The sequence below is a fragment of the Methylobacter sp. genome (assembly GCF_023227905.1).
GTDB lineage: Bacteria > Pseudomonadota > Gammaproteobacteria > Methylococcales > Methylomonadaceae > Methylobacter_A.
The window spans coordinates 19,822-46,041 of the sequence record NZ_JALOCF010000037.1 but is presented as its reverse complement, the minus strand read 5'-3'; the positions used below and the strand labels follow the sequence as shown (position 1 = coordinate 46,041).

Genomic DNA, 26,220 nt, shown 5'->3' with positions numbered 1-26,220 from the left:
TGACCATGCGGGAGATTACCGCGGTATTGGCGCATGAAATCAGTCATATCCGGCATAACGACGTGCGCGTGATGACTTACGCCGATATTCTCAACCGCATCACCAACACCTTGTCTTTAACCGGTTTCTTGTTAGTTTTTTTAAACTTGCCGCTGTATTTTCTGGGCTGGGTTACGATTTCCTGGTTTGCGTTAGGGGTGCTGATTGTGGCGCCGACAATAATGAGTTTCCTGCAACTGTCATTATCCAGGATGAAGGAATTTGATGCCGATCATCATGCCATTTTACTAACGAATGACCCCGAAGGCTTGGCAATGGCTCTAAGTAAGCTGGAAGTCTACGAGTCGTCGCTTCTCGACATTCTGTTTGGGCGTGGTCATAGAGGATCAATTCCATCCGTGCTCCGAACGCACCCGGACACCGAGGAAAGAATAAAGCGGTTGCTAAGTTTGAAAGCCACTTCAAAACAGGCTTTGAAATATTCCAACCATGACAGATTTTCCGTACCCGTCCACTATCAGAAATCTATCAGGAAACCTCGTCGGCATATCGGTGGATTCTGGTATTAAACCGTTCAGAATATCGCCCGGATATTCTACTTTTTGGGCTTAGTATTTTGTTTTTTAATTTTGCTAAATTGCAACAGTTGGGTTTCAACCTGGCCGTTAAACGATTCCGGCTGATAAGTCCCTTGCTCATTCACAATGCCTGCTTCCATTCCTGTCAGTAACTCAATTGCTTCATCTACGGTTGTTACCGCGTAAATATTGAATTGCCCGGTTTGAGCGGCATGCACCACATCCCAGCGCAGCATCAAATGTTTAATATTGGCGGAAGGAATGATCACCCCTTGAGTACCGGTTAAACCTTTTTTGACACAAATATCAAAAAAGCCTTCAATTTTCTCATTAACCCCGCCTATCGGTTGAACACTGCCTAGTTGATTGACTGAACCGGTCATTGCCAAATCCTGCCGTAACGGAATCTGGGCAATCGACGATAAAATAGTGCAAAGTTCAGCCAGAGAGGCGCTGTCGCCTTCAACGTAGCCATAGGACTGTTCAAATACCAGGCTGATAGCTATCGAAAACTCTATTTTTCGGGAATATCGGGCGCCAATAAAACTCGACAATATTAATACGCCTTTTGAATGAATGGCCCCGCCCAGTTTGGTTTCACGTTCAATATCAACCACTTTTCCGCTACCCAGGCGAGTGGTTGCGGTAATCCGGGAAGGCTGCCCGAAACTAAAATCACCCAACGCCAATACCGAAAGGCCATTGACTTGACCAATGACCTTGCCTTCCAGGTCAATTAACAGGGTGCCCCGATGGATATTTTCATACAATTTTTCCCTGAGTTTATCCAGCCGGTGCGTTTTATGATCAATGGCCTGTTGCACATCGCTGCTGTCAATATGTTCATGACCATTACTCTGCGCCCAATAATCCGATTCCGATAACAAGTCTTTGATACTACGCAGATGGGTGAGCAACTTTTCCGTATCGCCGACCATTCTGGAACTGTGCTCGATAACTCGGGCAACCGCGTTCTGGTTTAGTGGGCGCAACTTTTCGCGGCGGGCAATAGTCGCCAGTAAACGGGCATACTCCTGGTCGTTGCCTTCCCTGGACACCGACTCGTCAAAATCGGCTGCGATTTTAAACAGGTCATGAAATTCCGGGTCATAGGCGCAGAGCAGATAATAAATCAGAGCTTCACCCAACAAGATCAGCTTCAAATTGAGCGGTATGGGTTCCGGCTCCAGCGATGTAGCACTGATCAGGCTGAGCGTCCGTTCCAGAGACTCAATACGGATTTCGCCGGATTTCAGTGTTCTTTTAAGCGTATCCCAGGCATAAGGTTGAAACAGCAGTTTTCGGGCATCGATAAGAAGGTAACCGCCATTGGCATTATGCAGTGCGCCGGGCTTGATCATAGTGAAATCGGTAACGAGCGATCCCATGTAGGCTTGATGGTCGATACGGCCGATGAGGTTACTGTAGATCGGATGGTCTTCGTAAATAACAGGAGCCGATTTCTTGCCGCTAAAATCCACCATCAGGTTTACGCTATAACGTTTAAGCGGATTAGCTTCCTGCGTTAACTCCATAAATGGAAGCATTTTTTCGCTACGCGGAAGAAAATCCAACACATGCTCAATAATATCTTTTTGAACATCATTCAGATAACTAAGAACAGTCTCCTGGTGGGCGTATTTTTCGATCAGGTCATCAATGGAATGATTGACGGCCTGCTCCGCAACTTCACGGTTAAGCGCTTGAAGTTTACGTTTGGTTTCCTTGCGCCAGATGGGGAAGTTTTTCAGCAGCTTGGTCAAGCGCTCCTGCAACTCGAAAATGGTGTGTTGTATTTCATGCTGTTTGTCCTTATCAAGCTTGTTAAACTGCTCGGGACTGATAACTTCGTTGTTTTCATTTGCCGGGGAGAAGGCATAACCGGTCGCAGTTTCGGTGAGCAGAATATGGGCATTTGCCGCATCTTCGCGCACTCGGCTGAGCTCGCTAATTTCCCGTTGGCGCGATTCGCTTTCGAGCTCGCCAGCTCTGGACCGGTATTCGTCACCGTCAAATGCCGCAGGTATCGCGATACTCAGCTCGTCAATCAACTGAGCCATATCATGCTTAAACGACTTGCCTTGTCCCGGCATTAATCTAATGGCCTTAGGCTGGGAAGGCTGACTGAAATTGTTTACATAGCACCAATCCGAAGGGATACCTTGCCGACTGGCTTCATGTTCGACCAATTGACGTATGGTAGTCAATTTACCGGTACCGGCAGGAGCCATTGCAAAAATGTTATAACCGTCCTTATGCATGTGGATGCCCAATTTGACGGCTTCCACAGCGCGTTGTTGCCCCACGGCAATATCAATATCTTCAAGCTCCTCGGTGGAGCTGAACTTTAGCTGTTCAACATTGCATGGCTTATAGAGTTGTGAAGGATCCAACGGCGTATTTTTCATGGGCTATAACTCTACGTGGAAAATTCAGTTTATGAGTTGGGTGGCGCTAAATATACGCTACCTGCGCTTTATGCAAGAACATACCCTATATTAAGGATTATGATCCATCTTGAATTAACAATTCTTTTAAATATTGATAATTAACAATGCAGAAAAACTTATATTTTAATAATAATCGCTAATCAATCCTATTTCCAGAACATTGTTACATCAAGTATTAGCACTATTGCTCATCCTGTCTTCTTACATCGGCAAGAGCGTTCTCCCTGATTCGAAATAACCAACTAAAAACGTATGTAAAGGGAAAAAATCCTCTGTTTCAATGTCTTTAGATTGCCTCTACGTCCTAAGTATTCGCACTAATATTTTTGTTGATAATTTTTTGTTTCAATGTCCCCAGTTAAATTTTTTACGACTACAAAGTTTTATATGAATAGAGTGGAAATGCATACGCCTCCTCAGGACACTATTTTAAGCCCAACAGCACCTTCAACGCCTATAAATCTCCCGGACTGTTATACAAAAATTGCTGAGGTTGCCTTCTATAAAGCAGAAAAAAGAGGGTTTGAACCAGGCCACGAAATTGATGACTGGATCGAGGCAGAGCAGGAACTTCAAGAGATGGTCACTAAAAACAAATCTCACTAGATAATTTATTTTAATATCAAAATTTATATATTACTGGAGATGTTATGGCGAATTAACTAAATAAAATACAAACATATATTTTGTTAACTATCACACTGATAGCTGGCATTTATCGAAAATCAGAATTGAGTAACATATCAATTACTTAATTATATTAATCTAATCTCTAGGATGTTAATTATGTCAACACAAACAAATACTGGTACAGTTAAATGGTTTAATGCTAGCAAAGGCTTTGGTTTTATTGAGCAAGAAAAAGGCCCTGATGTTTTTGTACATTACAGTAATATCAGTACCACAGGATTTAAATCATTATCTGATGGGCAAAGAGTGAAATTTAACGTAACCCAAGGAAAAAAAGGCCCGCAAGCTGAAGATTTAATCATTCTCTAATGCAACAACGGATGAGCTTTTCTCGTATTTAGCCTCGACAAAGGTGACTAATATGCAAATCCCATTACAAATTACTTTTCGTGGGATACCTCATTCAGATGCTGTAGAGGCTAAAATCCGTGAAAAAGCTAGCAAGCTGGATAGGTTTCATACACATATCATAGGCTGCCGAGTTGCGGTGGAAGCCGAGCACCAACGCCACCATCAAGGTAATCCGTATCATATACGCATTGATATCACTACTCCTCGCAAAGAATTGGTTATTAGTCGAGAGCATCATGACAACAAAGCTTATGAAGACATTTATGTAGCCATACGTGATGCCTTCAATGCCGCGACGCGACAGCTTGAAGACTATGCACGAATTCAGCAGGGCAAGGTTAAAACTCATGACTTGCAAAACACTGGAACCGTAACCCGTCTGCTGCCGGAAAAAAATCACGGTTTTATTGAAGCTACAGATGGGCATGAAGTCTATTTTCACCGGAACAGTGTGACAGGAAGCGGGTTTGATGCGTTACAGGTTGGCGATGAAGTCCGCTATATTGAAGAAAACGACGATCTTGGCCCTCAAGCCAGTATTGTTTATCCTTAAATACAGTGGTTTAAATTGACTATATGCTGCTCTAATTTATTTTAATGCTGAGTGACAGCTCCGGCATGGCTTGGTTTTACCCTGATTTTCTGGAATCATGCCGGACTGTTCCAACTGTAAATCAATATGTCTTGGTATAGCCATAATCTCCGAAGTTATGATAATGCTATGTTTGCTTCGACTGATTTAGCGCATATACCTGAATGTTTATCATATAATAAAATAATGCCTTAACAAACATAATCACTATCCAAATAATCTATATCTACCAAGAAAATATAGCCCGCTTTTTTATCCTATCGATACTGCGAATGTTTTAGTCACTATGAGTTAATAACAAGGCACATTAACACACATCTATATAAAAAAATATTCAACATATGTTTTAGTTTTTGCTCAACCATATACTCAACCGAATCTTTGTTATTATTTATAAAGAATAACAACGCCGACTGACACTCACCCAGAATATTTATTTATTTTTTATTTCGCCATTCTTTGAGCGGCTTAAAAATAACTCATTTTATTAAGTATAGAATCCGGCCAATTTCCACACAATAGAAGCAGATGACATTAAAATAAAAATCAGTATTTACCGCTGATAATAAAATATATTAAAGTATAGTATTTAAAAACCACTTAATAAATTGTTAATAGATAAAAAATTTGTGCAACATAATTTCAGGAAAGTAAATACGAATAACTACCCATAAATTTACAACTGCACTTACTGGATTCTGGAAAACCGGTTTAGATCCCAGCAAAAAAATATAGCCCTAAGAATAGGAAAAGGAATAACTCGTCTGGAATAGTGATCGGAATATCAATGGCTGAGCTTCCGCCCTACCCTTTGCGCGTATCCTACAGACAATTCAGGCGCAATGACCGGGATACCAAGAAACTGTAAATTACGCGTTCTGTGTGGCGTTAAGTTTTAGTGTCAATTTATTAACTAATGTTATGCAGGGATGTCTTTGTCCTCGTTTGCCTCATCGCTGAGCACCGCAGCTTTCGGCGGGAACAGGCCGTTAGGGGCGTTGCACGGATGCAGTCGTGCACACGCTCCTTACCACGTCCATGTATAGGCAACGCAAAAGAAAGTAACTCGCCCTCGGGTGCGATAACCTCGATATATCAGTTATTAAAAACAGCCACTTATACGATAATTTCCCGCAGCACCGCCGTGGCATAGCTCCCCGCCGGCAAGGTAAAACAAAGCTCCAGCGTCGCATCATCAATAAACTGCCAGTGCAAATCCTGCACGTTAATCCTTAATGCGCGTCTGTCCCGATCAACGGCATTCGCTATCAAACCTTCGGCCAGAAGCTGATGCCGCTCGATAACCGTTTGCTCGATAACTAGCGCCTCGGCTGACACATCGGCATTTCCCTTGCCCCATAATGCGCCGGTAGGATGAATTTCTTTTGCCGCCAGCCGCCGGGTGATCTCCGCGTCCGGTTGTTCCGATTGAAAACAGCTGTGCGACAAGTCGAATTGATAGGTATCGCCTGCAACCGGCTGGTTCCAGTTATGTTGCGTTACCCGCTCAGCCAAAATCAGGTTGAACAAATAAGACCTGGCTGCCGATAAATAGATACTGCGCTGCTCACGCCCCACTTTTGCGCCCTGAAACATTGCCAAAGCCTTGCTGACATTTTGTCCCTCGTTGCCAAAGCGTTGCGAGCCGAAATAATTGGCGATGCCATTGGCCTTAATCAGTTCCAATTGCTGAACGGTTTTTTCCTGGTCGCCCTGCCAATCGCGAACAACCAGCTTAAAGCTGTTGCCTGACAATACGCCGCGCTTGAGCTTTCTGGCATGGCGAACGGCTTGCAACACTTTCACGTTGTCCGATTCGAACTGAGTCCAATCGGGATCGGCCTTACCGGGCAACCAGACGCTGAACCATTGCGTCGTGACCGCGTAGCGGTCTTTTAAGCCTGCATAGCTGACGTCACGTTGCCGGACATTGGCAAACCTGGACAGTTGCCTGGCGACATATTCGGTATTTTCGCCTTTCTTTTCTATTTGCAAAAAAGCGTGCTCGCCCGCGCCTGACGGCTCAAAGGACAGGTTTTCCGTAACGATAAAATCTTCAGGCAAGCTGCGGATTTTGCCGGAGCCGGAAGGTTGGCCGTAAACATAAGGCCAGACGGGGATTTCAATAGTTTGCATTAGAAGGCTGACTCGGCTGTTTTTTTTCAATCGATGGAATCCTGGATTCCGCCTCGACCATTGTTAAAACCCAATCTGATGGGTAGAAGTAAATCATGCGACGCAATGCGCCCTACGGATTGTGTTTTTACCGCAAACTTAAAACGACAAATCTCACAGAGAGAATGTAACGACTATTTTTCGATCAGGACGATCGCCTGTACCGCAATCCCTTCTTTGCGTCCTTCAAAGCCGAGCTTTTCGGTGGTGGTCGCTTTGACGTTAATGCAGTCTACGTCCACATGCAGATCCTCGGCGATATTGAGGCACATGGCAGCAGTATGCGGCGACATTTTTGGGGCTTGAGCAATAATAGTTATGTCGGCGTTAATCAGTCGATAGCCTTTTTCCTGCACAATCTTATAAACATGACGCAATAACACGCGACTATCGGCGCCTTTAAACTCAGGATCGGTATCGGGAAAATGCTTGCCGATGTCGCCCAAGGCCGCCGCGCCCAAGATGGCGTCGCATAAGGCATGCAACACCACATCGCCGTCGGAATGCGCCTCCAGGCCTTGTTCGTAATCTATTTTTACGCCGCCTAGAATGACCTCGCCGCCGTCTTTGAAGCGGTGCACATCGTAACCTTGACCTACTCTAATCATTGTTGCTCCATATAAAATTGCGCCAGCGCCAGGTCTTCCGGGCGGGTGATTTTGATGTTGTCGGGTCGGCCTTCGACGATTTTCGGCTGTAACCCTTGTAATTCCAAGGCGCTGGCATCGTCAGTGATGGCCGGATTGCCTTGCGTCTGTTCCAGTGCGTTTTTTAACATGCTGTAACGGAACATCTGCGGCGTTAGCGCCCGCCATATATGGCTTCTATCCAACGTGCCGGTAATGGCGTTACCTTGCACCTGTTTTAACGTATCCGGCGAGGCCAAGGCCAAAATCCCGCCCACGTCATCGTTAACCAGTGAATTGATCAGATAGTGAATATCGGTCGCGGTAATGCAGGGCCTTGCCGCGTCGTGCACCAACACCCAATCACCGTCTGATGCTTGCTCCCTGATAGTTTTTAAACCGGACAGCACGGAATCGGCCCGTTCTTTGCCGCCGGGAGCGGTGATGATGTTTTTATGCTGTGATATGGCCAGATCGGGCCAGTAAGGGTCTTCTTCGGAAACCGCAACGGCGATGGCGGCAAAAACATCAGCCTGCAACAAGCGCGACAGGGTATGTTCTATGACCGTTTTCCCGGCAAGTTCCAGATATTGCTTAGGCCGATCGGCCTGCATGCGTTTGCCGACACCGGCAGCTGGGACGATAGCCCAGAATTTTATTGAGTGGGTCATGGATAAAAAAGGCGAAGGGCTAAAGGCGAAAGACGAAAGGCCGGTGCTTTTTTCGCCCTTAGCCTTTCGTCTTTCGCCTTATTCAAGCACATGAAAAAACGTCTCATCTTCCTTAATCATCCCTAATTCATCCCGAGCCCGTTCTTCAATGGCTTCCTGCCCTTTCCTTAAATCCAGCACTTCGGCATACAGCGCTTCATTGCGCTGTCTTTTTTCCTCTGCCTGTTTTTTCAGATCGTCAAGACGCTGTTGATAGGCATCAATCTGCGCAAAACTGCCGTCGCCAACCCATATCCGATATTGGAAATGGATAATTAACAGGATGATAATTGCAATGATGACTTTCATAGATGAGACAAAAGGCTAAGGGCAAAAGACGCAAGACTCATGATTTCCACCCTTCGTCTTTCGCCTTTCGCCCTTCGTCTGCTTTTTTACAGCATTTTAAACGCGCTACGGCCTGCGTAAACCGCTAAGTCGCCTAATTCTTCTTCAATCTTCATCAGGCGGTTATATTTAGCGACACGGTCAGAACGGCTCAAAGAACCGGTTTTGATTTGTCCGGTGCCAGTCGCAACGGCTAAATCAGCAATGGTGGTGTCTTCGGTTTCGCCTGAACGATGCGATACAACAGCGGTGTAACCTGCCGCGTGAGCAGTGTTAATCGCTTCCAAAGTTTCGGTCAAAGTACCGATTTGGTTTACTTTGATCAGGATTGAGTTAGCAATGCCTTTCTCAATGCCTTCTTTTAAAGTAACGGGGTTAGTCACGAACAAGTCATCGCCAACTAATTGGATTTTGTTGCCCAATTTTTCGGTTTGATCTTTCCAGCCAGTCCAGTCGTTTTGATCCAAGCCGTCTTCAATAGAAATGATCGGGTATTTGTTAACCCATTCAACGAAGAAATCGTTCATTTCAGTAGAGTTAAAGCTTCTGCCTTCGGCTGACAACTCATAGCTGCCGTCTTTGTAGTATTCGGAGCTGGCTGCATCCATACCTAAGAAAATATCGACGCCCGCTTTGTAACCGGCTTTTTCGATCGCTTCCAGAATAACTTCAATCGCTTCTTCGTTAGAAGACAAGTTAGGTGCGAAACCGCCTTCGTCACCGACTGTAGTTGCCAAGCCTCTGCCTTTTAAAACTTTCGCCAAGTTGTGGAAAACTTCTGCGCCGTAACGAATCGCTTCACGGAAAGTCGGTGCGCCAACAGGCAGGATCATGAATTCTTGCAGGTCAACGCTGTTATCAGCGTGTGAACCGCCGTTGATGATGTTCATCATCGGTACCGGCATAACGAATTTGCCGCTGGTGTTCAAGTGACGGTATAAAGGTACGCCCGCTTCTTTAGCCGCCGCGTGAGCCGCTGCCATAGATACCGCTAAAATAGCGTTAGCGCCTAAACGGCCTTTGTTTTCAGTACCGTCCAGTGCGATCATTTTTTTGTCGATACCGGTTTGGTCGCTTACTTCCATACCGACAATGGCATCACGAATTTCGGTATTAACATTCTTAACTGCGGTTAATACGCCTTTACCCAAATAACGACCTTTGTCATTGTCACGCAATTCTATTGCTTCGCGCTCGCCAGTCGATGCGCCGGATGGCACCATGGCGCTGCCGATCACGCCGGACGCCAAAATTACGTCCGCTTCCAGAGTCGGGTTGCCGCGTGAATCTAAAATTTCTCTTGCACGAATATCTACTATTGCAGTCATTATTTTTCCTTATTTAGAGAGTTGTTTCGATTAGGCTGGTAGATTTAACAGCCTTGTCGATAGTTAATAAAACTTCCAGTAATTCTTTCATTCTGTGTAAAGGCCAGGAGTTAGGGCCGTCACTTTTTGCTTCCGCTGGATTTGGGTGGGTTTCCATAAACAGTCCGGCAATGCCGACTGCAACGGCGGCTCTGGCTAATACCGGCACGAATTCGCGCTGTCCGCCTGATACCGTGCCTTGTCCGCCGGGCAGTTGCACCGAATGAGTCGCGTCAAAAACAACGGGACAACCGGTATCGCGCATGGCCGCCAATGAGCGCATGTCGGAAACCAAATTGTTGTAACCGAACGATACGCCGCGCTCGCAAACCATAATCTGTTGGTTGCCGGTGGCCTTAGCCTTGTTGGCGACATGCACCATGTCCCAAGGCGCCAGGAACTGGCCTTTTTTGATATTCACAGGAATGCCATGAGAGGCAACCTGCTGAATAAAGTTGGTTTGCCGACACAAAAACGCAGGCGTTTGCATGACATCAACCACGGCTGCGACTTCGGCTAAAGGCGTGTCTTCATGCACATCGGTCAATACCGGCACGCCGATTTGTTGTTTGACTTTTTCCAGTATCTTCAGCCCCTCTTCCACGCCGGGACCACGATAACTTTCGTGCGATGAGCGGTTGGCTTTATCGAACGATGACTTGTAGATAAAGGGAATGTTTAACGCTGCTGTTAATTCTTTTAACGCACCCGCAGTATCCAGTGCTAACTGTTCACTTTCAATAACGCAAGGACCGGCTATCAAAAAAAACGGCTGATCCAGGCCTGCTTCAAATCCACATAACTTCATTTTACTGCGCCTTTTTTATGTTCAACAGCTGCAACTACAAACCCTGAAAACAGCGGATGGCCTTTTCTGGGTGTTGAGGTAAATTCCGGGTGAAACTGGCAAGCCAGGAACCACGGATGATCGGAGATTTCGACCACTTCAACCAAACGGCCGTCAATAGACTTGCCGGAAAAGCGCATACCCCCCTGTTCCAGCTTTTCCAGATACTGGTTGTTAAATTCGTAACGATGACGATGCCTTTCGGTAATCACATCTTTTTGATAAAGCTGGAAAGCCAGCGAATCGGATTGCAGTCGGCATTGCTGTCCGCCCAAGCGCATGGAACCGCCTAAGTCGGAATTTTCGTCGCGCACTTCCAATTGACCGCTTTCCGCCATCCATTCGGTAATCAAACCGATCACCGGATGCGGCGATTTTGGTAAAAATTCGGTGCTGTGGGCGCCTTCCAGGCCAGCCACATCACGGGCAAATTCAATAACGGCAACCTGCATGCCTAGGCAAATGCCCAGATAAGGGATTTTATTTTCCCGTGCATATTTAACCGTGGCGATTTTGCCTTCGACACCGCGCTCGCCGAAGCCGCCCGGCACCAGAATGGCGTCAACGCCTTTCAGCTTAGCAACACCTTCATCCTCTATCGTTTCAGAATCGATATAGATGATGTTGACCTTGGTGCGAGTACGGATACCGGCATGAATCAAAGCCTCGTTCAGCGATTTATAAGCATCGGAATGATCGACGTACTTGCCAACGATAGCGATAGTCGTTTCATTGACAGGATGCTTCAGCGCTTCAACAACGGCTTTCCATTCGGACAAATCAGCCGGGGGCACATCCAGCCGTAATTTATTAACGACAATATCGTCCAGACCTTGATCGCGCAGCAACAACGGAATTTGGTAAATCGAAGCGGCATCGACCGCAGAAATAACCGCTTTTTCTTCTACGTTGGTAAACAAGGCAATTTTGCGACGCTCACTGACAGGTATTGCTTGTTCGGAGCGGCAAATCAAAATATCCGGCTGTATGCCGATACTGCGCAATTCTTTGACTGAATGTTGGGTCGGTTTGGTTTTTATTTCACCGGCTGAACGGATATAAGGCACCAGCGTCAAATGAATAAACAACGACCGGTCTGAGCCCAATTCAAAACGCATCTGCCGGATAGCTTCCAGAAATGGCAAGGATTCAATATCGCCCACTGTGCCGCCGACTTCAATCAAGGCGACATCCACATCTTCGGCGCTCTCATAAACGCGACGTTTAATTTCATCGGTAATATGCGGAATGACCTGCACCGTCGCTCCCAGATATTCGCCTCTACGCTCCTTGCGCAGAACGCTTTCGTAGACCTGTCCTGTTGAGAAACTGTTGCGTTTAGTCATCGTGGTTTTAATAAACCGCTCGTAATGACCTAAGTCGAGATCGGTTTCGGTGCCGTCTTCAGTAACAAATACCTCACCATGCTGAAAAGGACTCATGGTGCCCGGATCGACATTGATATAGGGATCAAGCTTGGTCATGGTGACCTTAAGACCGCGAGATTCAAGAATAGCGGCAAGTGAAGATGCAGCAATGCCTTTGCCAAGAGACGAAACAACGCCACCGGTAATGAAAATGTATTTTGTCATGTAGGATTTTTAGACTTCAGTGAAAACTGATGAAGTTAGGTAAAACTGGTGCATTTTAATCGACAATGCGCTTTTCGTCATTGTCTTTTGGGTTTAATTCTTAACTTTGCAGACAAAAACTGATGCAGCCCTGTGCTTTTTCGCTATAAAACGCCGTACTGATCCAAAGATCGCCTACGGCGGCGAGCTGACCATTCAGGTAAATCAACGGCATAACATCCCTTTCCCAAGGAGGAATACCGGCTTCCTGAAACAAGTTTTTTAGTGAATGATGACCTTCACGCCCCGGCAGGCAGATCTTTTCACCGCCCTGGCGAAACCTCACCTCAACATTGGCAGTCTGCCACTGCTCATAAGGTATTCCCTTTGAAGACAATTTATAAGCCAATGTCTGCTTGTTGATGATATTTATCGACGCTTGCCCAACCGGCCAAACTCGATTTTGGGGTACTTGCAAGGCTTGGTTTATTCCAGGCTTTTTTGTTCCAGGCGGACTTATCACATCAGGCTTCCCTGCCTGATGCCCTTCGGGTGAATGCAAATCTGCTCCAGGCAGATTTGCCACATCAGGCTTCCCTGCCTGATGCCCTTCGGGTAAATACAAGTCGGTTCCAAACAGGTTGATCAGGCAGTACAGCTTATTTCGATAACGGCGAATGCTGTATCCCTGGCCTGACAATACCGGATCACGATGCCCGGCTGCCGCAACCACCTCGCTCAGTATCCGCCTGACAAAACTCTGACTGGGCATTTTTAGCCCTCTATGCCGGAACCAATGCCTGATGATAAGTTGTTGCTGATGACGGTGATGTTCCAATAACCGGCTAATACACAATGTCCTATCTGCCGGATTAAAAACCGCGTCGAATAACTCATCGGCGACCTCGTCAACCAACACCTGGGCATCCGCACAATGTTTTGCAGAGCGCGATAAAGTCTTATCGAGTGACGGCCAACGCTGTTTTAGCAACGGCACAACCGCATTGCGCAAAAAATTACGGTCATAATCATTGCTTTCGTTACTGGGATCTTCAACCCAGCTTAATCGATGCGCCCGGGCATAATCGCTAATCGCCTGTTTGGATGTGTTCAACAAAGGCCTGAGCATAACCCCAGCCCCAAAAGCCTGACGCTCCGGCATTCCGGAAAGACCGCGTAAGCCGCTGCCGCGAAATAATTGCAGCAGCACCGTTTCCAGTTGATCTTCTCTATGCTGCGCTAGCAGCAACACATCATCAACATTAAGTAACGATTTTAGAGCCGCATACCGGGCGTTTCTGGCGGCTTCTTCAGGACTTTCACCGGGCGCCGCCCTGGCATTAACCCGTAGCGTTAAAAACTCAACACCCAGGTCTTTAGCGGTCTTTTCGCAATGTCCGGCCCAAGACTCAGCCTCTGCCTGCAAGCCGTGATGCACGTAAACTGCGATAATTTTACCTTGGAGTTGAGTTATTGATGCGCAACAATGCAGCAGAACATGGGAATCCACACCACCGCTGTAACCGATATAAAATCTTCGTTGCGCCTCTCCAAGATCGAATTTTAGAATGCAGTCCCCACAGAGAGACGAACCTTTCGCCTTTCGCCTTTCGCCTTGCACCTATGCCCTACTTCCCGCTTTCCTCAAAAACGCCAAAATCCATAATCCGCTGATAGCGTCTTTCCAGCGTAGTTTCCATAGGTTGCTGCATCAATTCGTTCATATGCCTAAGCAGTGTTTCCTTTAAATTCGAGGCAATGACTTTAAAATTTCTATGACCGCCACCTAAAGGTTCCCTGACAACTTCATCCAGAAAACCCTGCTCACGGATACGATCCGAAGTAATACCCATCGCCTCGGCAGCCAATTGCGATTTATCCTGGCTTTTCCATAGAATAGATGCACAACCTTCCGGAGAAATAACGGAATAAGTGCTGTATTCCAGCATGATTAAGCGATCGCCGACACCGATAGCCAACGCGCCGCCGGAACCGCCTTCACCGATGATGGTGCAGATGATCGGCGTTTTCAGTCTGGCCATTTCAAACAGGTTTCTGGCGATGGCTTCACTCTGACCGCGTTCCTCCGCGCCGATCCCCGGATAAGCTCCCGGTGTGTCAATCAGGCAGATAATCGGCATTTTGAAGCGCTCCGCCATTTTCATCATCCGCAATGCCTTGCGGTAACCTTCCGGACGCGGCATGCCGAAGTTGCGATAAATTTTTTCTTTGGTATCGCGTCCTTTTTGATGGCCAATCACCATAACCGGCTGACCATCAAGGCGAGCCAAGCCGCAAATAACCGCAGGATCATCCGCATAAGCCCGGTCGCCGTGCAGTTCATGGAAATCGGTAAAAATATGCTCGACATAATCCAGCGTATAAGGTCGTCCCGGATGACGGGATAACTGGGAAATCTGCCAATCGGAAAGATTGGTAAAAATCGATTCGGTCAGCGCCTGGCTTCGATCTTCCAATTGCTTAAGCGCATCGGAGATATTAATGTCGTTGTCGAACTGCACATTGCGGAGTTCTTCAATTTTCGCTTCTAATTCAGCGATGGGTTGTTCGAAATCGAGAAATTTTAGGTCCATGTAGACTTGATCTGAAGGGTTGTTACAGTAACGGGGGATTTTATCGAAATTCAGAAATTTATTCTAAATAAATTACCGGTTCCAATTGACCTAAAAACCGCAGCTTACCCGAAAAAAACACGAAAGACATGAAAGACACTAAATGAATCAGCATGTTGCATGAACCGACTGTTTATCCAGCTCCGTTTTCATGCCTGTTGCGTTCACTGCTATTAAGCACGATTAAGATGAACTGAGTACAATTGTATCCTGTTGCCCCACTAACAAAACAGGATAAAAAATGACCGAAAACCTACCACCTACAAACAAAGCTACCTACTGGCAACCGTCGGCAGGCGAAACAATTACAGGCGTAATTCAAGGCAGCGGCACTTTTAAAGATTCACTCTATGACGAACAGAAAATCATGTTTTTACAAAATGATGACGGCTCGGTTGTGAGTATTGCCCTAAACCGTTATTTGATACACAGCTTGAAACAAAATAACGCAGCACTGGGGGATTTAGTGACAGTGACCTTTCACGGCAAAGAGCAGAAAAACAACGGGCGTTTTTTCAATCGCTACACTCTGCTAGTTAATAAGATTACTGGCTCAGTATAAAAGCACAAAGGGGACAAGAGCGGTTTCACTTCGCGCTCAAACGGATCAAGAAGCAAGCGGCAATCGTCGCCGAAAGTCAACATCTGGTGTTTACCGGAAAAGCTTCCGCTCCTGCTCACGCCCCTTACCTACATCCATGTAGGCAACACCAGTTCTCGCTGTCACTCAAACCGGCTTATTCCAGCCTACCGGACTGTAGTCGCTGTAGTTGTCGGCCATGTTTAATTTTTATATTGTTAGAGCGTACAAAGCGCAGAATTTTAAGAGTGTATACGGCAACTCCGGCAAGCAAGCCATCGAGTTTTTTTCACAAGTGCCTGATCCATTATGTCAACTGCAATAAGGTGAGCGTGTATAGGATGCTGGCGAGGAAAGAGGCGCATCTTACGCGAACTGTGCGCCTCCTTCCTCGGCAACGCCCTGAACTTCTCAACCCGTACAACTCGCCAATCCATATCTATGACAAATTAAAGCCTCTAACCACTTTGTCTTAAAGCGCATTTTTGTCCATAGCTTTCAAATGCTTTAATTTTTCCTTGATCTTGATTTCCAGCCCCCTGTCCACCGGCTGGTAATATTGCCTGCCCGCCAACTCATCGGGAAAATAATTCTCCCCAGCGGCATAAGCTTCCGGTTCGTTATGGGCATAGCGGTATTCTTTACCGTAATCCAGCGATTTCATTAACTTGGTCGGCGCATTCCTTAAATGCACCGGCACACCCAAGCTGCCGCTTTGTCTGGCATCGGCCATTGCCGCGTTGTAGGCCATATAAACGGCGTTGCTTTTCGGCGCACAGGCCAGGTAAACAACGGCTTGCGCCAATGCCAGCTCGCCTTCCGGGCTGCCTAAGCGCTCTTGGGCTTCCCAGGCGTTGATGCAAATCTGCAAGGCTCTTGGATCGGCATTGCCTATATCTTCGGAGGCTATTCTGACAATGCGCCGGGCCAAATAGGATAGATCACAGCCGCCGTCCATCATCCGGCATAACCAATACAGCGAGGCGTCGGGGGAGCTGCCGCGCACGGATTTATGCAAAGCGGAAATCTGGTTATAAAACTCTTCGCCTTGGTTATCAAAGCGCCGCACGCCACCTGACAGAACTTCTTTAGCAATGGCTTCATTAATTACCTTCCCGCCTTTTGCGGCAGCTAGTTCTACGGCAATTTCCAGCAAGTTCAGCAATCTTCGGGCATCGCCGTCAGCCGCTTGGGCGAACAGCAGTCTGATGTCGTCGGCCATTTCGATAGTTTGTTCGCCTAAACCGCGCACCTTATCGGTCAAAGCCTTATCGATCACCGCCAATAAATCATCAGCCGTTAAGGCGTTAAGCACATAGACTCGTGCCCTGGACAATAACGCATTGTTCAGCGCAAAAGACGGATTTTCAGTCGTCGCCCCAACAAAATAAACGGTACCGTCTTCGACATGCGGCAGGAAAGCATCTTGTTGAGATTTATTGAAACGATGTACCTCATCGACGAATAAAATCGTGCGCCGGTGTTTTTCCAGCTGGATTTTTTTGGCTTCGGCGACTGCCGCTCTGATTTCCTTAACACCGGATAACACTGCTGAAATCGGCATAAATTCGGCATCGGAATGTTGGGCAATGAGTCGTGCCAGCGTGGTTTTTCCGGTGCCCGGAGGCCCCCAGAAAATCATCGAATGCAAGCGCCCTGAATTAATGGCTTCATATAGCGGCTTGCCGGGTTTCAGGATATGTTGTTGACCGACATAGTCGGCTAATTCTGTCGGCCGCATCCGGTCGGCCAAGGGCTTGGTTAAATCATCGAAAAGCATAAGAGCGGGCTAAAGGCAAAAGACGAAAGGCTAACGGTACATACAGCTTGCGCCTTTTGCCTAAATTCAATCAGAAAAAACATCAACACCTTTTGGCGCTTTAAATTCAAACAAAGTCTGTTTTAACGGCGGATTCAAGATAACATTGGAAAAGTAAATACGTGTAAGCTGGCCGAAATTATCGCTCAACTCCATGCCACCCAAAGAGCCGTTATTCAAGCCGATCAGCACATATTTAAAACTGCTTTCCTGGTTCTTGGGCAGCAATTTTATCCATACCAAATCACCATCCACGCCCTGCTGCTCCATCGTAAAATTATCATCCAGCGATATCTCTCCGCTTAACAGCAATGCCGGTGTTGAACCCACGGACTCATCAAGCTTTTTGACGGTAACCTGTTCCAGATCGGTATCGTAAAACCAGACTTTTCCTGACGTAGAGATAATCTGCTGTTGGAAGGGCTTTAAATAATCCCAACGAAATTTTCCCGGACGTTGCAGATAAAAAACGCCATAACTGGTTTGGGTGGGATTGCCCGCCTCATTAATCAAGACCTGTTTAAAGTCAGCGGTCAGCGATGCTGTATTCTTTAAAAACGCTTTTAACTGCTTGACAGGCTTATCTTCCGCATAGCCCGAAGCATTAAAAAGCAGCATTGCGATTAATCCTGCGAAAATTGTAATTTTTTTCATAAATAGCCTTTTAATTATTCGGTAACAATTCTTTAACCAGCGTTTCTAGCTGATTGACGGGTGAATCGACACAGGGTGAAAATTCTTCGGGCGCAGAACCGGCAATAAAGGGGTATCGCCTCGCTCCCACGCAGTATTCGTTCGCCAACAGGCCGTTGACCGGGTCAACCCAGGCCATTTTGATATTGTCGGGCGGAATCAATGTTACTGGCTGGGTTGAAATCTGTCTCATTAACGAGGTCCAGACCTGCAAGGCGCCGCTAGCACCGGTCAATCCGGCCGGTTTGTTATCGTCCCGGCCAATCCAGACCACGGATAAATAGTCTCCTGTGTATCCGGCAAACCAGCTGTCTTTTGAGTCATTGGTGGTGCCGGTTTTGCCGACTAATCCATAATCTGCAGGGAAAGCCGAATAGGCCGAACGTCCGGTACCCTCATGCATCACTTCCTGCAAAATGGTATTGACGATATAGGTAACTGACGGATCAAGCACCTGCCTGACCGTAAACGGATAGCTTTGCAGGCGCGTGCCGTCGGCGGCAACCACTGCCCTGATGCCCTTTAACGGTGTTGAAAAACCGTCGCCGGCCAGCGTTTGGTATATCTGGGTTACTTCCATCGGCGTTAATTGCGCAGCGCCAAGAAGAAACGACGGGAACAGGTCAACCGGCCGGTTGATACCCATGCTTCTTAATGTTTTGGCGACCCGGGCCACCCCGACATCCATCCCTATCCGAACGGTAGCCAAATTGTAAGAATGCGCTAGCGCGGTATGAAAACCCACCGTGCCATGCTCCTGGTGATCATAGTTTTTAGGACTCCAGTCGTTACCGCCCGCGCCTTTAACCAAAATGGCCGTATCGTCAACCGGCGTGGCAATAGTGTACTTGTCCGGGTATTCCAGCGCTGTCAAATACACGACCGGCTTTATTAATGAGCCGATCGGCCGAACTGCGTCCAGGGCACGGTTAAATCCCGCATCGGCTTGATCACGGCCACTCATCAATGCGGCTATTTCACCGCTATCCCTGCGCGTTACTACAGCGGCGGCTTCAAGATCATTAGCCTTAGGCAGTTTTTCCAGCTGTCCCAGCTTCTTGGACATCGAGTCTTCCAACGCATTCTGAACCCGCGTATCCAGCGTGGTGAAAATCTTCAAGCCTTCGGACGTTAAATCTTCTTCTTTATATTCCTGTCTTAATTGCCGCTTGACCAGATCGAGAAAACCGGGATAACGATTAGTCGAACGATGAGCGTTGGCGACCACATTGATAGGCTTGGCTGCCGCCAAAGCTGCCTGTTGTTTTGTGATATAGCCTTCCGCCTCCATTTGTTCCAATACCAGATTGCGACGTTGCAGTGAACGGTCAGCATTACGTCTTGGATCATATTCGGATGGCCCGCGAACCAGCGCAATTAAGGATGCTAGATGCTCCAATGGCAGATCCTTTAAAGAACTACCGAAATAAAACTCACTGGCCAAGCCAAAGCCATGCACAGCGCTGGCGCCGTCCTGTCCCAGATAGATTTCATTTAAATAGGCTTCCAGAATCTCGTCTTTGCTGTAGCGATATTCCAGAATCAGCGCCATCAAAGCCTCTTTTACCTTACGTCTCAAGCTGCGTTCTGACGTCAAATAAAAGTTTTTAACCAACTGCTGGGTAATCGTACTACCGCCTTGCACCATATGGCCTGCAAGCACATTCATCCATACCGCTCTGGCGATGCCTTTAAATGAAACGCCGATATGCTGATAAAAATCACGGTCTTCCGAAGCCAGCAGCCCTTTAATCAGCGCATCCGGCGCTTCTTCCAGTTTAATTAAAATCCGGTCTTCTTTTATGGTGGGATATAAACTGCCGATTTGCACCGGGTCCAGGCGCACAATGGCAAGGTCTTTGTTTTGCGACGCATCGACGATGTTGGCAATGCCGGACTGATTAAAATTCACCCGGATAACGCTGCTGGGTTGCGCCTGATCCCAGAAAGTAAATTCCCGGGTTTTTACGCTGACTTGTGAGCCGGTTTTAAAATAGGTACCTTCCGAAGACAGATGGGTATCCAATCTATAATGAAGCGCCTGCAACAACTCTTCAAACTTCGGGGCAGTCAGGTTGTAACCCGCATAAAGCTCAACCGGACTGGCATATACCCGCGCCGGAATGGCCCAGCGTTTACCCTCGAATTGAGTGCGTACGTTGTAATCCAGGTAGCCGAGATAACTCACTAACGCAAACGCAAACCCGAACATAGAAATCAGTAGTAAATTTCTAAACCAATGAGAGCTTGATTTAGTTGCCTTTTTTTTATTGCCGTATCTACCCGATCCGCGTTTTTTTGTTTTTTCTGCCATAACCTCTTACAACATTATCTTAAAATTAACTTTTGCCATTATACATAAATACAGGGCTGTCTGAATTAGCAACCATCTGTTATCAACGCAAATAAGCGCTATGCGGCCAGCACAATTTTTCCAGTGCTATGCCCTGTTTCTATCAGCTCATGAGCCTTCGCGGCTTCTGCCAGCGGCAACTGTTTACTGATATGGGTTTTCAATAGCCCTTGTTCAAGCCATTGCGCACACTGCTTTAAAATTTCAACGTGCTTGTCCCTTTCTTCATGTAAATCCCTAAGCATCGGCGTTAACATCAGTTCAAAACCTATCAATAAATTACGCATTCGAGCCTCAGCCAGATTCAATTCGCCCGGATCGAGCAAGGTTACCAGTCGACCGAAGTGTGCTGTTGCTGAAATACTTTCTTTAAACACCTCGGCGCCCACGGTATCGAAAACCAGGTTAGCTCCTTTGCCGTCGGTTAGTGTATTAACCGCATCGACAAAACTGCCTTGCGTATAAAGGATTGCTTCATCAGCGCCCATTGCCTTGGCAAATTCGGCTTTTTGCTCGGAACTCACGGTGGTAATCACTCGGGCGCCTTTTAATTTCGCCAACTGTATCGCGACATGGCCTACGCCTCCCGCTCCGGCATGAATCAACACGGTTTGCCCTGATTGCAATCCGCCGCGATCGAACAGAGCGCCCCACGCGGTAATCAGCACCAGCGGCATTGCGGCGGCCTCGATAAATGAGCTGGTTTGCGGCATCAAACTGACCCAGCGCTGATCTATCACTGTATATTCGGCGTAATTGCCCTGCTCGCGGCCCAATCCGCCATGACAAAACCAGACTTTATCGCCCGGCTTGAATTGGCTGACCGCACTGCCGGTTGCAACAACCTCCCCGGCCCCGTCGCACCCCAATACCGCAGGCAAAGGGTTACCGAAAAGCAGACCGTTACGCCTGATTTTGGTATCAACAGGATTGACGCCTGCGGCTTTAAGCCTGACTTTGATCTGCGTTGCCGTGGAAATTTCCGGCTCGTCAATATCGTGCAACTCCAGGACATCAGGGTTGCCGATGGCTGTCATCATTATTGCTTTCATATTCTTTTAGCCCTTTTGAAAATAAAAATGTACAGGTTGATGCCTTAATGAGTGATGAACCACTCAAGTCACTCGCCTACCCTGAACCTTAATCAGCCAGCCATTGCAAGCGGAAACTTTGATAATCGTAATGCTTCATTTTTTTCACTCGTAGCGGATTGCTCAGGTATATATCCGGCAGATTGTAACCATTAAACCGGTTCGCCTTGATCAATGTGTAAGCGCCAACATGCTTAAAAACCACTTTATCCCCTACTTGCAAAGGTTCCGTAAAACGATATTTACCGAATACATCGCCGGCCAAACAGGTACAGCCTGCCAAAATAGCAGTGCATTGCCCCTCAGGATCATGCTCGTGCAATTCAGGCTGGCGCTGATATTCAAACACTTCGGGATTATGGTTAACCGAGGTGTCCAGTATGGCAACGGTTTCACCGTCACTGACAAAAATATCAAGCACCGTCGCCACTAAATACCCGGCTCGGCCTACGACTGCCTTGCCCGGTTCAATATAAACCTCAAGACCATAATCATGTTTCAGCTTCTTGACCAGGTCTACAAACGGGCGATGATCTTCAATTTGACCAAACAAATAGCCACCACCCAGATTCAACCATTCAAGCTCAGCCAACCCCACTCCCAACAACTGTTGGAATTTATCGACGGTTTTAATTAGCGGGGTAAAGTCGGTTGCCGAGAAAACATTATGGACATGCAACCCTTCGATTTGATCAAGACAAATAGACTTGCTTAATTCCTCAATATCGATACCCAACTTTGAATGCTGCCGACAGGGGTTAAATCGATCGTCTGGCAGAAAGGATAGCTTGGGGTTAACTCTTAAACCGATTGAGGCCTGTGCTTGGGCCGCTTCGGAATGCTGGTTATACTGCGTTAAGGAATTGAAACTGATATGCGAACACAGCGAGCTTAGTTCATTCAGTTCATCGGGCCTTATGCCGGGCGTGGTCAAATGAATGCTGCCCTGTCCTGCCAGAATTTCATCGGCCAGCCGCGCTTCAAACAAGGAGCTAACCGAAAATCCATCAACAAAAGGATTCGCCATCTGCATGACTGCGGAAAAAGGTAATGACTTAATCGAATACAGAACCTTGCAGCCGCATTGAGATCTCAGCTCGGCAAGAATTTCCAGCTGCCTGGTGATTTCCGTCTCATCCAAAACAAAAGCAGGCGACGAATAAACACTGTCTTTTAATACCAGAAAATCCATCAGCTAGAAAACCTCCGTCCTTTACCGGCGTAAATATTTTTTTCTGTTATAACGTAATCCATGGCTACATCATGAGCATCCATAACAACTTGCTCAACCAACTGGGACTCAAAACAAACACCTATTAATGTGGCGTCGGCCCGGACATTTTTAAACAAGCGGTCATAATAACCCGCACCATTCCCCAAGCGTCCGCCGTTTCGATCAAAAGCCACGCCTGGCACCATAATGCAATCGAGTTGCTCAGGAGCGATTTCTTTTCCGGGCTTGCCCCAGCGCTGTTGGGGCGGCTCTAAAATCCCCCACATTCCCGGCACCAGCTCGGAAAAATCTTCCAACCGCCATAACCCCAGTTTATTATGCCCCCGCTCATCCTGCGTGCAGTAAGGGATGACGACATGTTTGCCGGTTGCCAACTCGTTTAACAGGGCCGTTTGAGTTCTTACTTCCGAGCGGCAGTGGATATACCACATTACGGTTTGGGCTTGCCGGTAAATCAACTGAGCTATAAATTGATCGCAAATGATCCGACTCAATACATCCTTATCGGCTTGCCGATTACGTGCATCGAGGGCTTTGCGCCGTTGCAGGTTTTTCAGATCATTCACGCTTAACTCTCAATAAAATTATTAATATGCATTGCTCAATGCCGAAATATAAAATTGCCTTGATAATACACAGATTGGTCTTTGCTTTAAAAGCAAATAGGCAAGGACATTTTTATTCTGCGGTATTTTCTTTTATACTTGCTGGATAAATACATAAAGGAGATACCATGGAAAAGCCATTTATTTTACACATGCTAACCACTGCTAAAAACCTTAGCCCGTTTGATGTCAATATGGCATTGGATGCGGGCTGGGTTTCTGCAGTGCCTTATATCAATGTTGAACCCAGCGAAGTTCAAGGCTTGGTGCAGGATGCCATTTTTTCTCGTAGCTCTAAGAACCTGAAAAGGACCGGGATATTCATCGGCGGACGCGATACGAAACAGGCAATGGACATGTTGAATACCGCTAAACGCTCAATGTTTTCTCCTTTTCAAGTTTCCGTTTTCGCTGACCCAAGCGGTGCATTCACCACTGCGGCGGGTATGGTAGCTGCCGCTGAGCGTGAATTAATAACCAAGTTTGATACTACGCTGGAAGGAAAAAATATTCTGGTACTGGGAGGAACCGGCCCCGTGGGCCAAGTGGCCGCTGTGATTGCCGCTCAAGGCGGTGCAAACGTGAAGCTTATCGGTCGTCAATTGGACAAAGCTCAAGCCATTGCCGACATGTGCAACAATGAATTCGGCGACGGCAAGATTAATATTCTAGCCGGCGCGGATGCAGATAAAGCAGAATATATCAAAACAGCTGATGTTGTCTTTGCAACCGGCGCCGCAGGCATTGAACTATTAAGCGCAGAACTTGTCGCATCGGCTCCTCAACTTAAAGTGGCTGCCGATGTAAATGCCGTACCGCCATCAGGTATCGCGGGTGTTGATGCATTCCATAACGGAACGCCCATTGCAGGCTCAAACAGCGGCGCAGTCGGTTTGGGCGCCATGGCAATTGGCAACATTAAATACCAGACTCAAATCATGTTATTAAAAAAGATGCTCAGTTCCGAAAAACCTGTTTATCTGCATTTTGAGCATGCCTTTGAAACCGCAAGAGAATATATTAAGTCAAACTCTTGAGTCTAAATTTTTGGATTAACCTGCACAACAACAAGGAGCTCTAATGGCGAAACGTAGCATTCTTCATATGCTTGACCCCATGCCGAACAATAGTCCATTCGATATTAACATGGCATTGGATGCGGGGTTTGACGTGCTTATTCCGTATAACAACGTCAAGCTGGATAGCGTTTATGGACTGACTCAGGATGCTACTTTCTCCCGCAGTCCGTCGGGCGTCAAGCGCACCGGAATTTTTATTGGCGGCCGCGACTTAGGCTTAGCCATGGATATGCTGAACACCAGCAAGCAAGCCATGGTTTCGCCTTTTGAAGTCTCGGTTTTTGCCGACCCCAGCGGAGCTTTTACCACGGCTGCGGCACTAGTGACTTGCGCGGAGAAAGAGCTAAAAGCAAAGCACAACAAAGAACTGAAAGATTGTTCAGTTATGATTTTTGGCGGCACTGGCCCTGTTGGTATAGCCACGGGCATTATTGCCTCATTAGCCGGCGCTGACGTGACATTGACCGATCACTTGTCAATTGATACAGCTTTGGATGTTGCTAAAGCTTATAACCGTCGCTTTAATTGCATCCTCAAAGGAGCTTTAGCTAATTCTGAAGCAGATAAGAGCCGACTGGTCGCCAATACCGACATTATTTTTTGCACCGCAAAAGCGGGCATTCAAGTTTTAAGTGCCGGGGTACTAAAAGAGGCAACTCAACTTAAAGTGGCTGCTGATGTTAATGCCGTGCCACCTGTCGGTATAGAGGGCATCAAAAACGACGATTGCGGCACCCCGCTCGTCCACGCAGTCAATGCTCAAGGCGCAGTAGGTATTGGAGCTTTAGCTATTGGAAATGTTAAGTTTCAGCTGCAACATGAACTACTGGAATCAATGTTAGGCTCTGAGCAGCCGCTGTTCATTGACTTTAGATATGCATTTAACAAAGCAAGAGAAATGCAGTTCGATCCCGTATAAATCAAAATAACAAACAGAGAACTCAAATCCTGTTCACGCCTCAGGTTTCCACAATTGATTGTGGAAACCTGAACAGCTCGTTTCTGGCTAAATCAAGGCATTATCGATATAACCGAATTTTATTGCCAGGCGGATTAATTCAACGTCATTTTTAATATGCAGTTTGTTGTAAAGACGGTAGCGATAAGTATTTACTGTCTTATCGCTCAAGACCAACATATCTGACATTTCCTTGATGGTTTTTCCCTGAAGAATTAAAGTAACAACCTCCGCTTCTCTTTGAGAAAGCAATGCAAACGGCGACTCATTGCTTCCTGGCAAGCCTTGGAAAGCCAGATTATTAGCAACTTCGGAACACAAATAACGCTTACCCTCCATGACCTTCCGAATGGCATGAACCATCTCATCCACCGGCGACCCCTTGGAAATAAAGCCCAACACGCCCAGCTTGAGCAATTGATGGGGGATAGGGCCGTCATTGTGAACAGATACAGCAATAATCTTTACTTCAGCATCCTGTTGCAGAATCCTGCGACAGGCTTCTACACCACCAATCCCAGGCATGTTAATGTCCATCAACACAACATCCGGCGACAGCGAGACAACCACATCAACAGCCTCTTCACCCGACTTAGCGACACCGACAACCTTAATATCATCAGCATCATTCAATAATGATTCAATCCCGGTTCGAACAAGCTCATGATCATCAACAAGCAGAACACTAATCATAACTTTTTATCCCTTTATCAGTTAATTATAAAACGTCAACTGCAAAAAACTTTCACATTTCTATTTTCAATAGACTACTAATATACATTATATCCGTGTTTATACATAAGTAGATTTACCTTTATTGATGTAATATGATTTTGTTGCACAATAAGCCGTTACAGCCAGCATAATCAA

General features: G+C 46.8%; 24 protein-coding genes. 7 read left to right on the top strand and 17 right to left on the bottom strand.

Annotation, left to right across the window (positions count from 1 at the left end; genetic code table 11):
- Positions 1 to 569, top strand: a 569-nt coding sequence (locus M0R47_RS14585) for a zinc metalloprotease HtpX (protein WP_292556103.1), incomplete at its 5' end; no start/stop codon positions are given.
- Between the two features lie 26 nt (positions 570 to 595).
- Here M0R47_RS14585 and M0R47_RS14580 read toward each other — a convergent pair.
- Positions 596 to 2,986 (bottom strand): ATP-binding protein, encoded by a 2,391-nt coding sequence (locus M0R47_RS14580; RefSeq protein WP_292556101.1) that lies wholly within the window; start codon positions 2,984 to 2,986, stop codon positions 596 to 598.
- A 429-nt stretch (positions 2,987 to 3,415) separates the two neighbouring features.
- Here M0R47_RS14580 and M0R47_RS14575 point away from each other — a divergent pair, with 429 nt between their 5' ends.
- The 3 genes from M0R47_RS14575 (at position 3,416) to M0R47_RS14565 (ending at position 4,622) form a co-directional block, all read left to right on the top strand.
- Positions 3,416 to 3,634, top strand: a complete 219-nt coding sequence (locus tag M0R47_RS14575; RefSeq protein ID WP_292556099.1) for a DUF2934 domain-containing protein — start codon at positions 3,416 to 3,418, stop codon at positions 3,632 to 3,634.
- A 180-nt stretch (positions 3,635 to 3,814) separates the two neighbouring features.
- Positions 3,815 to 4,027 (top strand): cold shock domain-containing protein, encoded by a 213-nt coding sequence (locus M0R47_RS14570; RefSeq protein ID WP_292556098.1) that lies wholly within the window; start codon positions 3,815 to 3,817, stop codon positions 4,025 to 4,027.
- 52 nt (positions 4,028 to 4,079) lie between these two features.
- The gene (locus M0R47_RS14565; protein WP_292556096.1) at positions 4,080 to 4,622 is read left to right on the top strand and encodes an HPF/RaiA family ribosome-associated protein; all 543 of its coding nucleotides are present in this window, start codon (positions 4,080 to 4,082) and stop codon (positions 4,620 to 4,622) included.
- A 1,155-nt stretch (positions 4,623 to 5,777) separates the two neighbouring features.
- Here the strand turns inward: M0R47_RS14565 and truD are convergent.
- The 9 genes from truD to accA all read right to left on the bottom strand — a co-directional run bounded on the left by truD (position 5,778) and on the right by accA (position 14,899).
- Positions 5,778 to 6,797 carry a tRNA pseudouridine(13) synthase TruD gene (gene truD, locus M0R47_RS14560; RefSeq protein ID WP_292556109.1) on the bottom strand — a complete coding sequence of 340 codons (1,020 nt, stop codon included), beginning with the start codon at positions 6,795 to 6,797 and terminating at the stop codon, positions 5,778 to 5,780.
- A 173-nt stretch (positions 6,798 to 6,970) separates the two neighbouring features.
- Positions 6,971 to 7,444: a 2-C-methyl-D-erythritol 2,4-cyclodiphosphate synthase gene (gene ispF, locus M0R47_RS14555; RefSeq protein ID WP_292556094.1), complete on the bottom strand. Its 474-nt coding sequence runs from the start codon at positions 7,442 to 7,444 to the stop codon at positions 6,971 to 6,973.
- Entirely contained in the window at positions 7,441 to 8,133 is a 693-nt protein-coding gene (ispD, locus tag M0R47_RS14550) for a 2-C-methyl-D-erythritol 4-phosphate cytidylyltransferase (RefSeq protein ID WP_292556092.1), read from the bottom strand. The genes ispF and ispD overlap by 4 nt, the downstream gene beginning before the upstream one ends.
- A 78-nt stretch (positions 8,134 to 8,211) precedes the next feature.
- Positions 8,212 to 8,481, bottom strand: a complete 270-nt coding sequence (locus M0R47_RS14545) for a septum formation initiator family protein (RefSeq protein ID WP_292556090.1) — start codon at positions 8,479 to 8,481, stop codon at positions 8,212 to 8,214.
- Positions 8,482 to 8,567: 86 nt separating this feature from the next.
- Entirely contained in the window at positions 8,568 to 9,848 is a 1,281-nt protein-coding gene (gene eno / locus M0R47_RS14540; protein WP_292556088.1) for a phosphopyruvate hydratase, read from the bottom strand.
- Between the two features lie 13 nt (positions 9,849 to 9,861).
- Positions 9,862 to 10,695 carry a 3-deoxy-8-phosphooctulonate synthase gene (gene kdsA, locus M0R47_RS14535; RefSeq protein ID WP_292556086.1) on the bottom strand — a complete coding sequence of 278 codons (834 nt, stop codon included), beginning with the start codon at positions 10,693 to 10,695 and terminating at the stop codon, positions 9,862 to 9,864.
- Positions 10,692 to 12,326, bottom strand: a complete 1,635-nt coding sequence (locus tag M0R47_RS14530; protein WP_292556084.1) for a CTP synthase — start codon at positions 12,324 to 12,326, stop codon at positions 10,692 to 10,694. Before M0R47_RS14530 ends, kdsA begins: the two co-directional genes overlap by 4 nt.
- 100 nt (positions 12,327 to 12,426) lie before the next feature.
- The gene (gene tilS, locus M0R47_RS14525) at positions 12,427 to 13,875 is read right to left on the bottom strand and encodes a tRNA lysidine(34) synthetase TilS (protein ID WP_292556108.1); all 1,449 of its coding nucleotides are present in this window, start codon (positions 13,873 to 13,875) and stop codon (positions 12,427 to 12,429) included.
- Positions 13,876 to 13,933: 58 nt separating this feature from the next.
- Positions 13,934 to 14,899, bottom strand: coding sequence for an acetyl-CoA carboxylase carboxyl transferase subunit alpha (gene accA / locus M0R47_RS14520; RefSeq protein WP_292556082.1), 966 nt, complete (start codon positions 14,897 to 14,899; stop codon positions 13,934 to 13,936).
- A 280-nt stretch (positions 14,900 to 15,179) separates the two neighbouring features.
- On the opposite strand from accA, the gene M0R47_RS14515 reads away from it, so the two are divergent.
- Positions 15,180 to 15,500 (top strand): hypothetical protein, encoded by a 321-nt coding sequence (locus M0R47_RS14515; RefSeq protein WP_292556081.1) that lies wholly within the window; start codon positions 15,180 to 15,182, stop codon positions 15,498 to 15,500.
- 490 nt (positions 15,501 to 15,990) lie between these two features.
- Here the strand turns inward: M0R47_RS14515 and M0R47_RS14510 are convergent, their stop codons facing one another.
- From M0R47_RS14510 to M0R47_RS14485, 6 genes are all read right to left on the bottom strand, one after another.
- Complete coding sequence (locus tag M0R47_RS14510) at positions 15,991 to 17,298, bottom strand: replication-associated recombination protein A (protein ID WP_292556079.1); 1,308 nt, start codon at positions 17,296 to 17,298, stop codon at positions 15,991 to 15,993.
- A gap of 66 nt (positions 17,299 to 17,364) precedes the next feature.
- The gene (gene lolA / locus M0R47_RS14505; protein ID WP_292556078.1) at positions 17,365 to 17,991 is read right to left on the bottom strand and encodes an outer membrane lipoprotein chaperone LolA; all 627 of its coding nucleotides are present in this window, start codon (positions 17,989 to 17,991) and stop codon (positions 17,365 to 17,367) included.
- A 10-nt stretch (positions 17,992 to 18,001) separates the two neighbouring features.
- Positions 18,002 to 20,344, bottom strand: coding sequence for a penicillin-binding protein 1B (gene mrcB / locus M0R47_RS14500; protein WP_292556076.1), 2,343 nt, complete (start codon positions 20,342 to 20,344; stop codon positions 18,002 to 18,004).
- 98 nt (positions 20,345 to 20,442) lie between these two features.
- Positions 20,443 to 21,435 carry a zinc-dependent alcohol dehydrogenase family protein gene (locus M0R47_RS14495; protein WP_292556074.1) on the bottom strand — a complete coding sequence of 331 codons (993 nt, stop codon included), beginning with the start codon at positions 21,433 to 21,435 and terminating at the stop codon, positions 20,443 to 20,445.
- An 88-nt stretch (positions 21,436 to 21,523) separates the two neighbouring features.
- Entirely contained in the window at positions 21,524 to 22,666 is a 1,143-nt protein-coding gene (locus M0R47_RS14490; protein ID WP_292556072.1) for a carboxynorspermidine decarboxylase, read from the bottom strand.
- Positions 22,666 to 23,274, bottom strand: coding sequence for a 5-formyltetrahydrofolate cyclo-ligase (locus tag M0R47_RS14485; RefSeq protein WP_292556070.1), 609 nt, complete (start codon positions 23,272 to 23,274; stop codon positions 22,666 to 22,668). Before M0R47_RS14485 ends, M0R47_RS14490 begins: the two co-directional genes overlap by 1 nt.
- 167 nt (positions 23,275 to 23,441) lie before the next feature.
- On the opposite strand from M0R47_RS14485, the gene M0R47_RS14480 reads away from it, so the two are divergent.
- The gene (locus M0R47_RS14480; RefSeq protein WP_292556068.1) at positions 23,442 to 24,350 is read left to right on the top strand and encodes an NADP-dependent methylenetetrahydromethanopterin/methylenetetrahydrofolate dehydrogenase; all 909 of its coding nucleotides are present in this window, start codon (positions 23,442 to 23,444) and stop codon (positions 24,348 to 24,350) included.
- Between the two features lie 43 nt (positions 24,351 to 24,393).
- Positions 24,394 to 25,311: an NAD(P)-dependent methylenetetrahydromethanopterin dehydrogenase gene (locus tag M0R47_RS14475; RefSeq protein ID WP_292556066.1), complete on the top strand. Its 918-nt coding sequence runs from the start codon at positions 24,394 to 24,396 to the stop codon at positions 25,309 to 25,311.
- A gap of 87 nt (positions 25,312 to 25,398) precedes the next feature.
- Here the strand turns inward: M0R47_RS14475 and M0R47_RS14470 are convergent, their stop codons facing one another.
- Positions 25,399 to 26,043: a response regulator gene (locus M0R47_RS14470; RefSeq protein ID WP_292556064.1), complete on the bottom strand. Its 645-nt coding sequence runs from the start codon at positions 26,041 to 26,043 to the stop codon at positions 25,399 to 25,401.
- Positions 26,044 to 26,220 lie beyond the last annotated feature (177 nt).

Bases quoted from the DNA above. Each gene is read 5' to 3' on its own strand.
- accA (WP_292556082.1), bottom strand. From the start codon at position 14,899: ATGGACCTAAAATTTCTCGATTTCGAACAACCCATCGCTGAATTAGAA.
- ispD (WP_292556092.1), bottom strand. From the start codon at position 8,133: ATGACCCACTCAATAAAATTCTGGGCTATCGTCCCAGCTGCCGGTGTC.
- M0R47_RS14575 (WP_292556099.1), top strand. From the start codon at position 3,416: ATGAATAGAGTGGAAATGCATACGCCTCCTCAGGACACTATTTTAAGC.
- M0R47_RS14480 (WP_292556068.1), top strand. From the start codon at position 23,442: ATGGAAAAGCCATTTATTTTACACATGCTAACCACTGCTAAAAACCTT.
- M0R47_RS14475 (WP_292556066.1), top strand. From the start codon at position 24,394: ATGGCGAAACGTAGCATTCTTCATATGCTTGACCCCATGCCGAACAAT.
- lolA (WP_292556078.1), bottom strand. From the start codon at position 17,991: ATGAAAAAAATTACAATTTTCGCAGGATTAATCGCAATGCTGCTTTTT.
- M0R47_RS14545 (WP_292556090.1), bottom strand. From the start codon at position 8,481: ATGAAAGTCATCATTGCAATTATCATCCTGTTAATTATCCATTTCCAA.
- M0R47_RS14495 (WP_292556074.1), bottom strand. From the start codon at position 21,435: ATGAAAGCAATAATGATGACAGCCATCGGCAACCCTGATGTCCTGGAG.
- ispF (WP_292556094.1), bottom strand. From the start codon at position 7,444: ATGATTAGAGTAGGTCAAGGTTACGATGTGCACCGCTTCAAAGACGGC.
- M0R47_RS14490 (WP_292556072.1), bottom strand. From the start codon at position 22,666: ATGGATTTTCTGGTATTAAAAGACAGTGTTTATTCGTCGCCTGCTTTT.
- M0R47_RS14510 (WP_292556079.1), bottom strand. From the start codon at position 17,298: ATGCTTTTCGATGATTTAACCAAGCCCTTGGCCGACCGGATGCGGCCG.
- M0R47_RS14580 (WP_292556101.1), bottom strand. From the start codon at position 2,986: ATGAAAAATACGCCGTTGGATCCTTCACAACTCTATAAGCCATGCAAT.
- mrcB (WP_292556076.1), bottom strand. From the start codon at position 20,344: ATGGCAGAAAAAACAAAAAAACGCGGATCGGGTAGATACGGCAATAAA.
- M0R47_RS14530 (WP_292556084.1), bottom strand. From the start codon at position 12,326: ATGACAAAATACATTTTCATTACCGGTGGCGTTGTTTCGTCTCTTGGC.
- M0R47_RS14515 (WP_292556081.1), top strand. From the start codon at position 15,180: ATGACCGAAAACCTACCACCTACAAACAAAGCTACCTACTGGCAACCG.
- truD (WP_292556109.1), bottom strand. From the start codon at position 6,797: ATGCAAACTATTGAAATCCCCGTCTGGCCTTATGTTTACGGCCAACCT.
- M0R47_RS14470 (WP_292556064.1), bottom strand. From the start codon at position 26,043: ATGATTAGTGTTCTGCTTGTTGATGATCATGAGCTTGTTCGAACCGGG.
- M0R47_RS14565 (WP_292556096.1), top strand. From the start codon at position 4,080: ATGCAAATCCCATTACAAATTACTTTTCGTGGGATACCTCATTCAGAT.
- M0R47_RS14570 (WP_292556098.1), top strand. From the start codon at position 3,815: ATGTCAACACAAACAAATACTGGTACAGTTAAATGGTTTAATGCTAGC.
- eno (WP_292556088.1), bottom strand. From the start codon at position 9,848: ATGACTGCAATAGTAGATATTCGTGCAAGAGAAATTTTAGATTCACGC.
- kdsA (WP_292556086.1), bottom strand. From the start codon at position 10,695: ATGAAGTTATGTGGATTTGAAGCAGGCCTGGATCAGCCGTTTTTTTTG.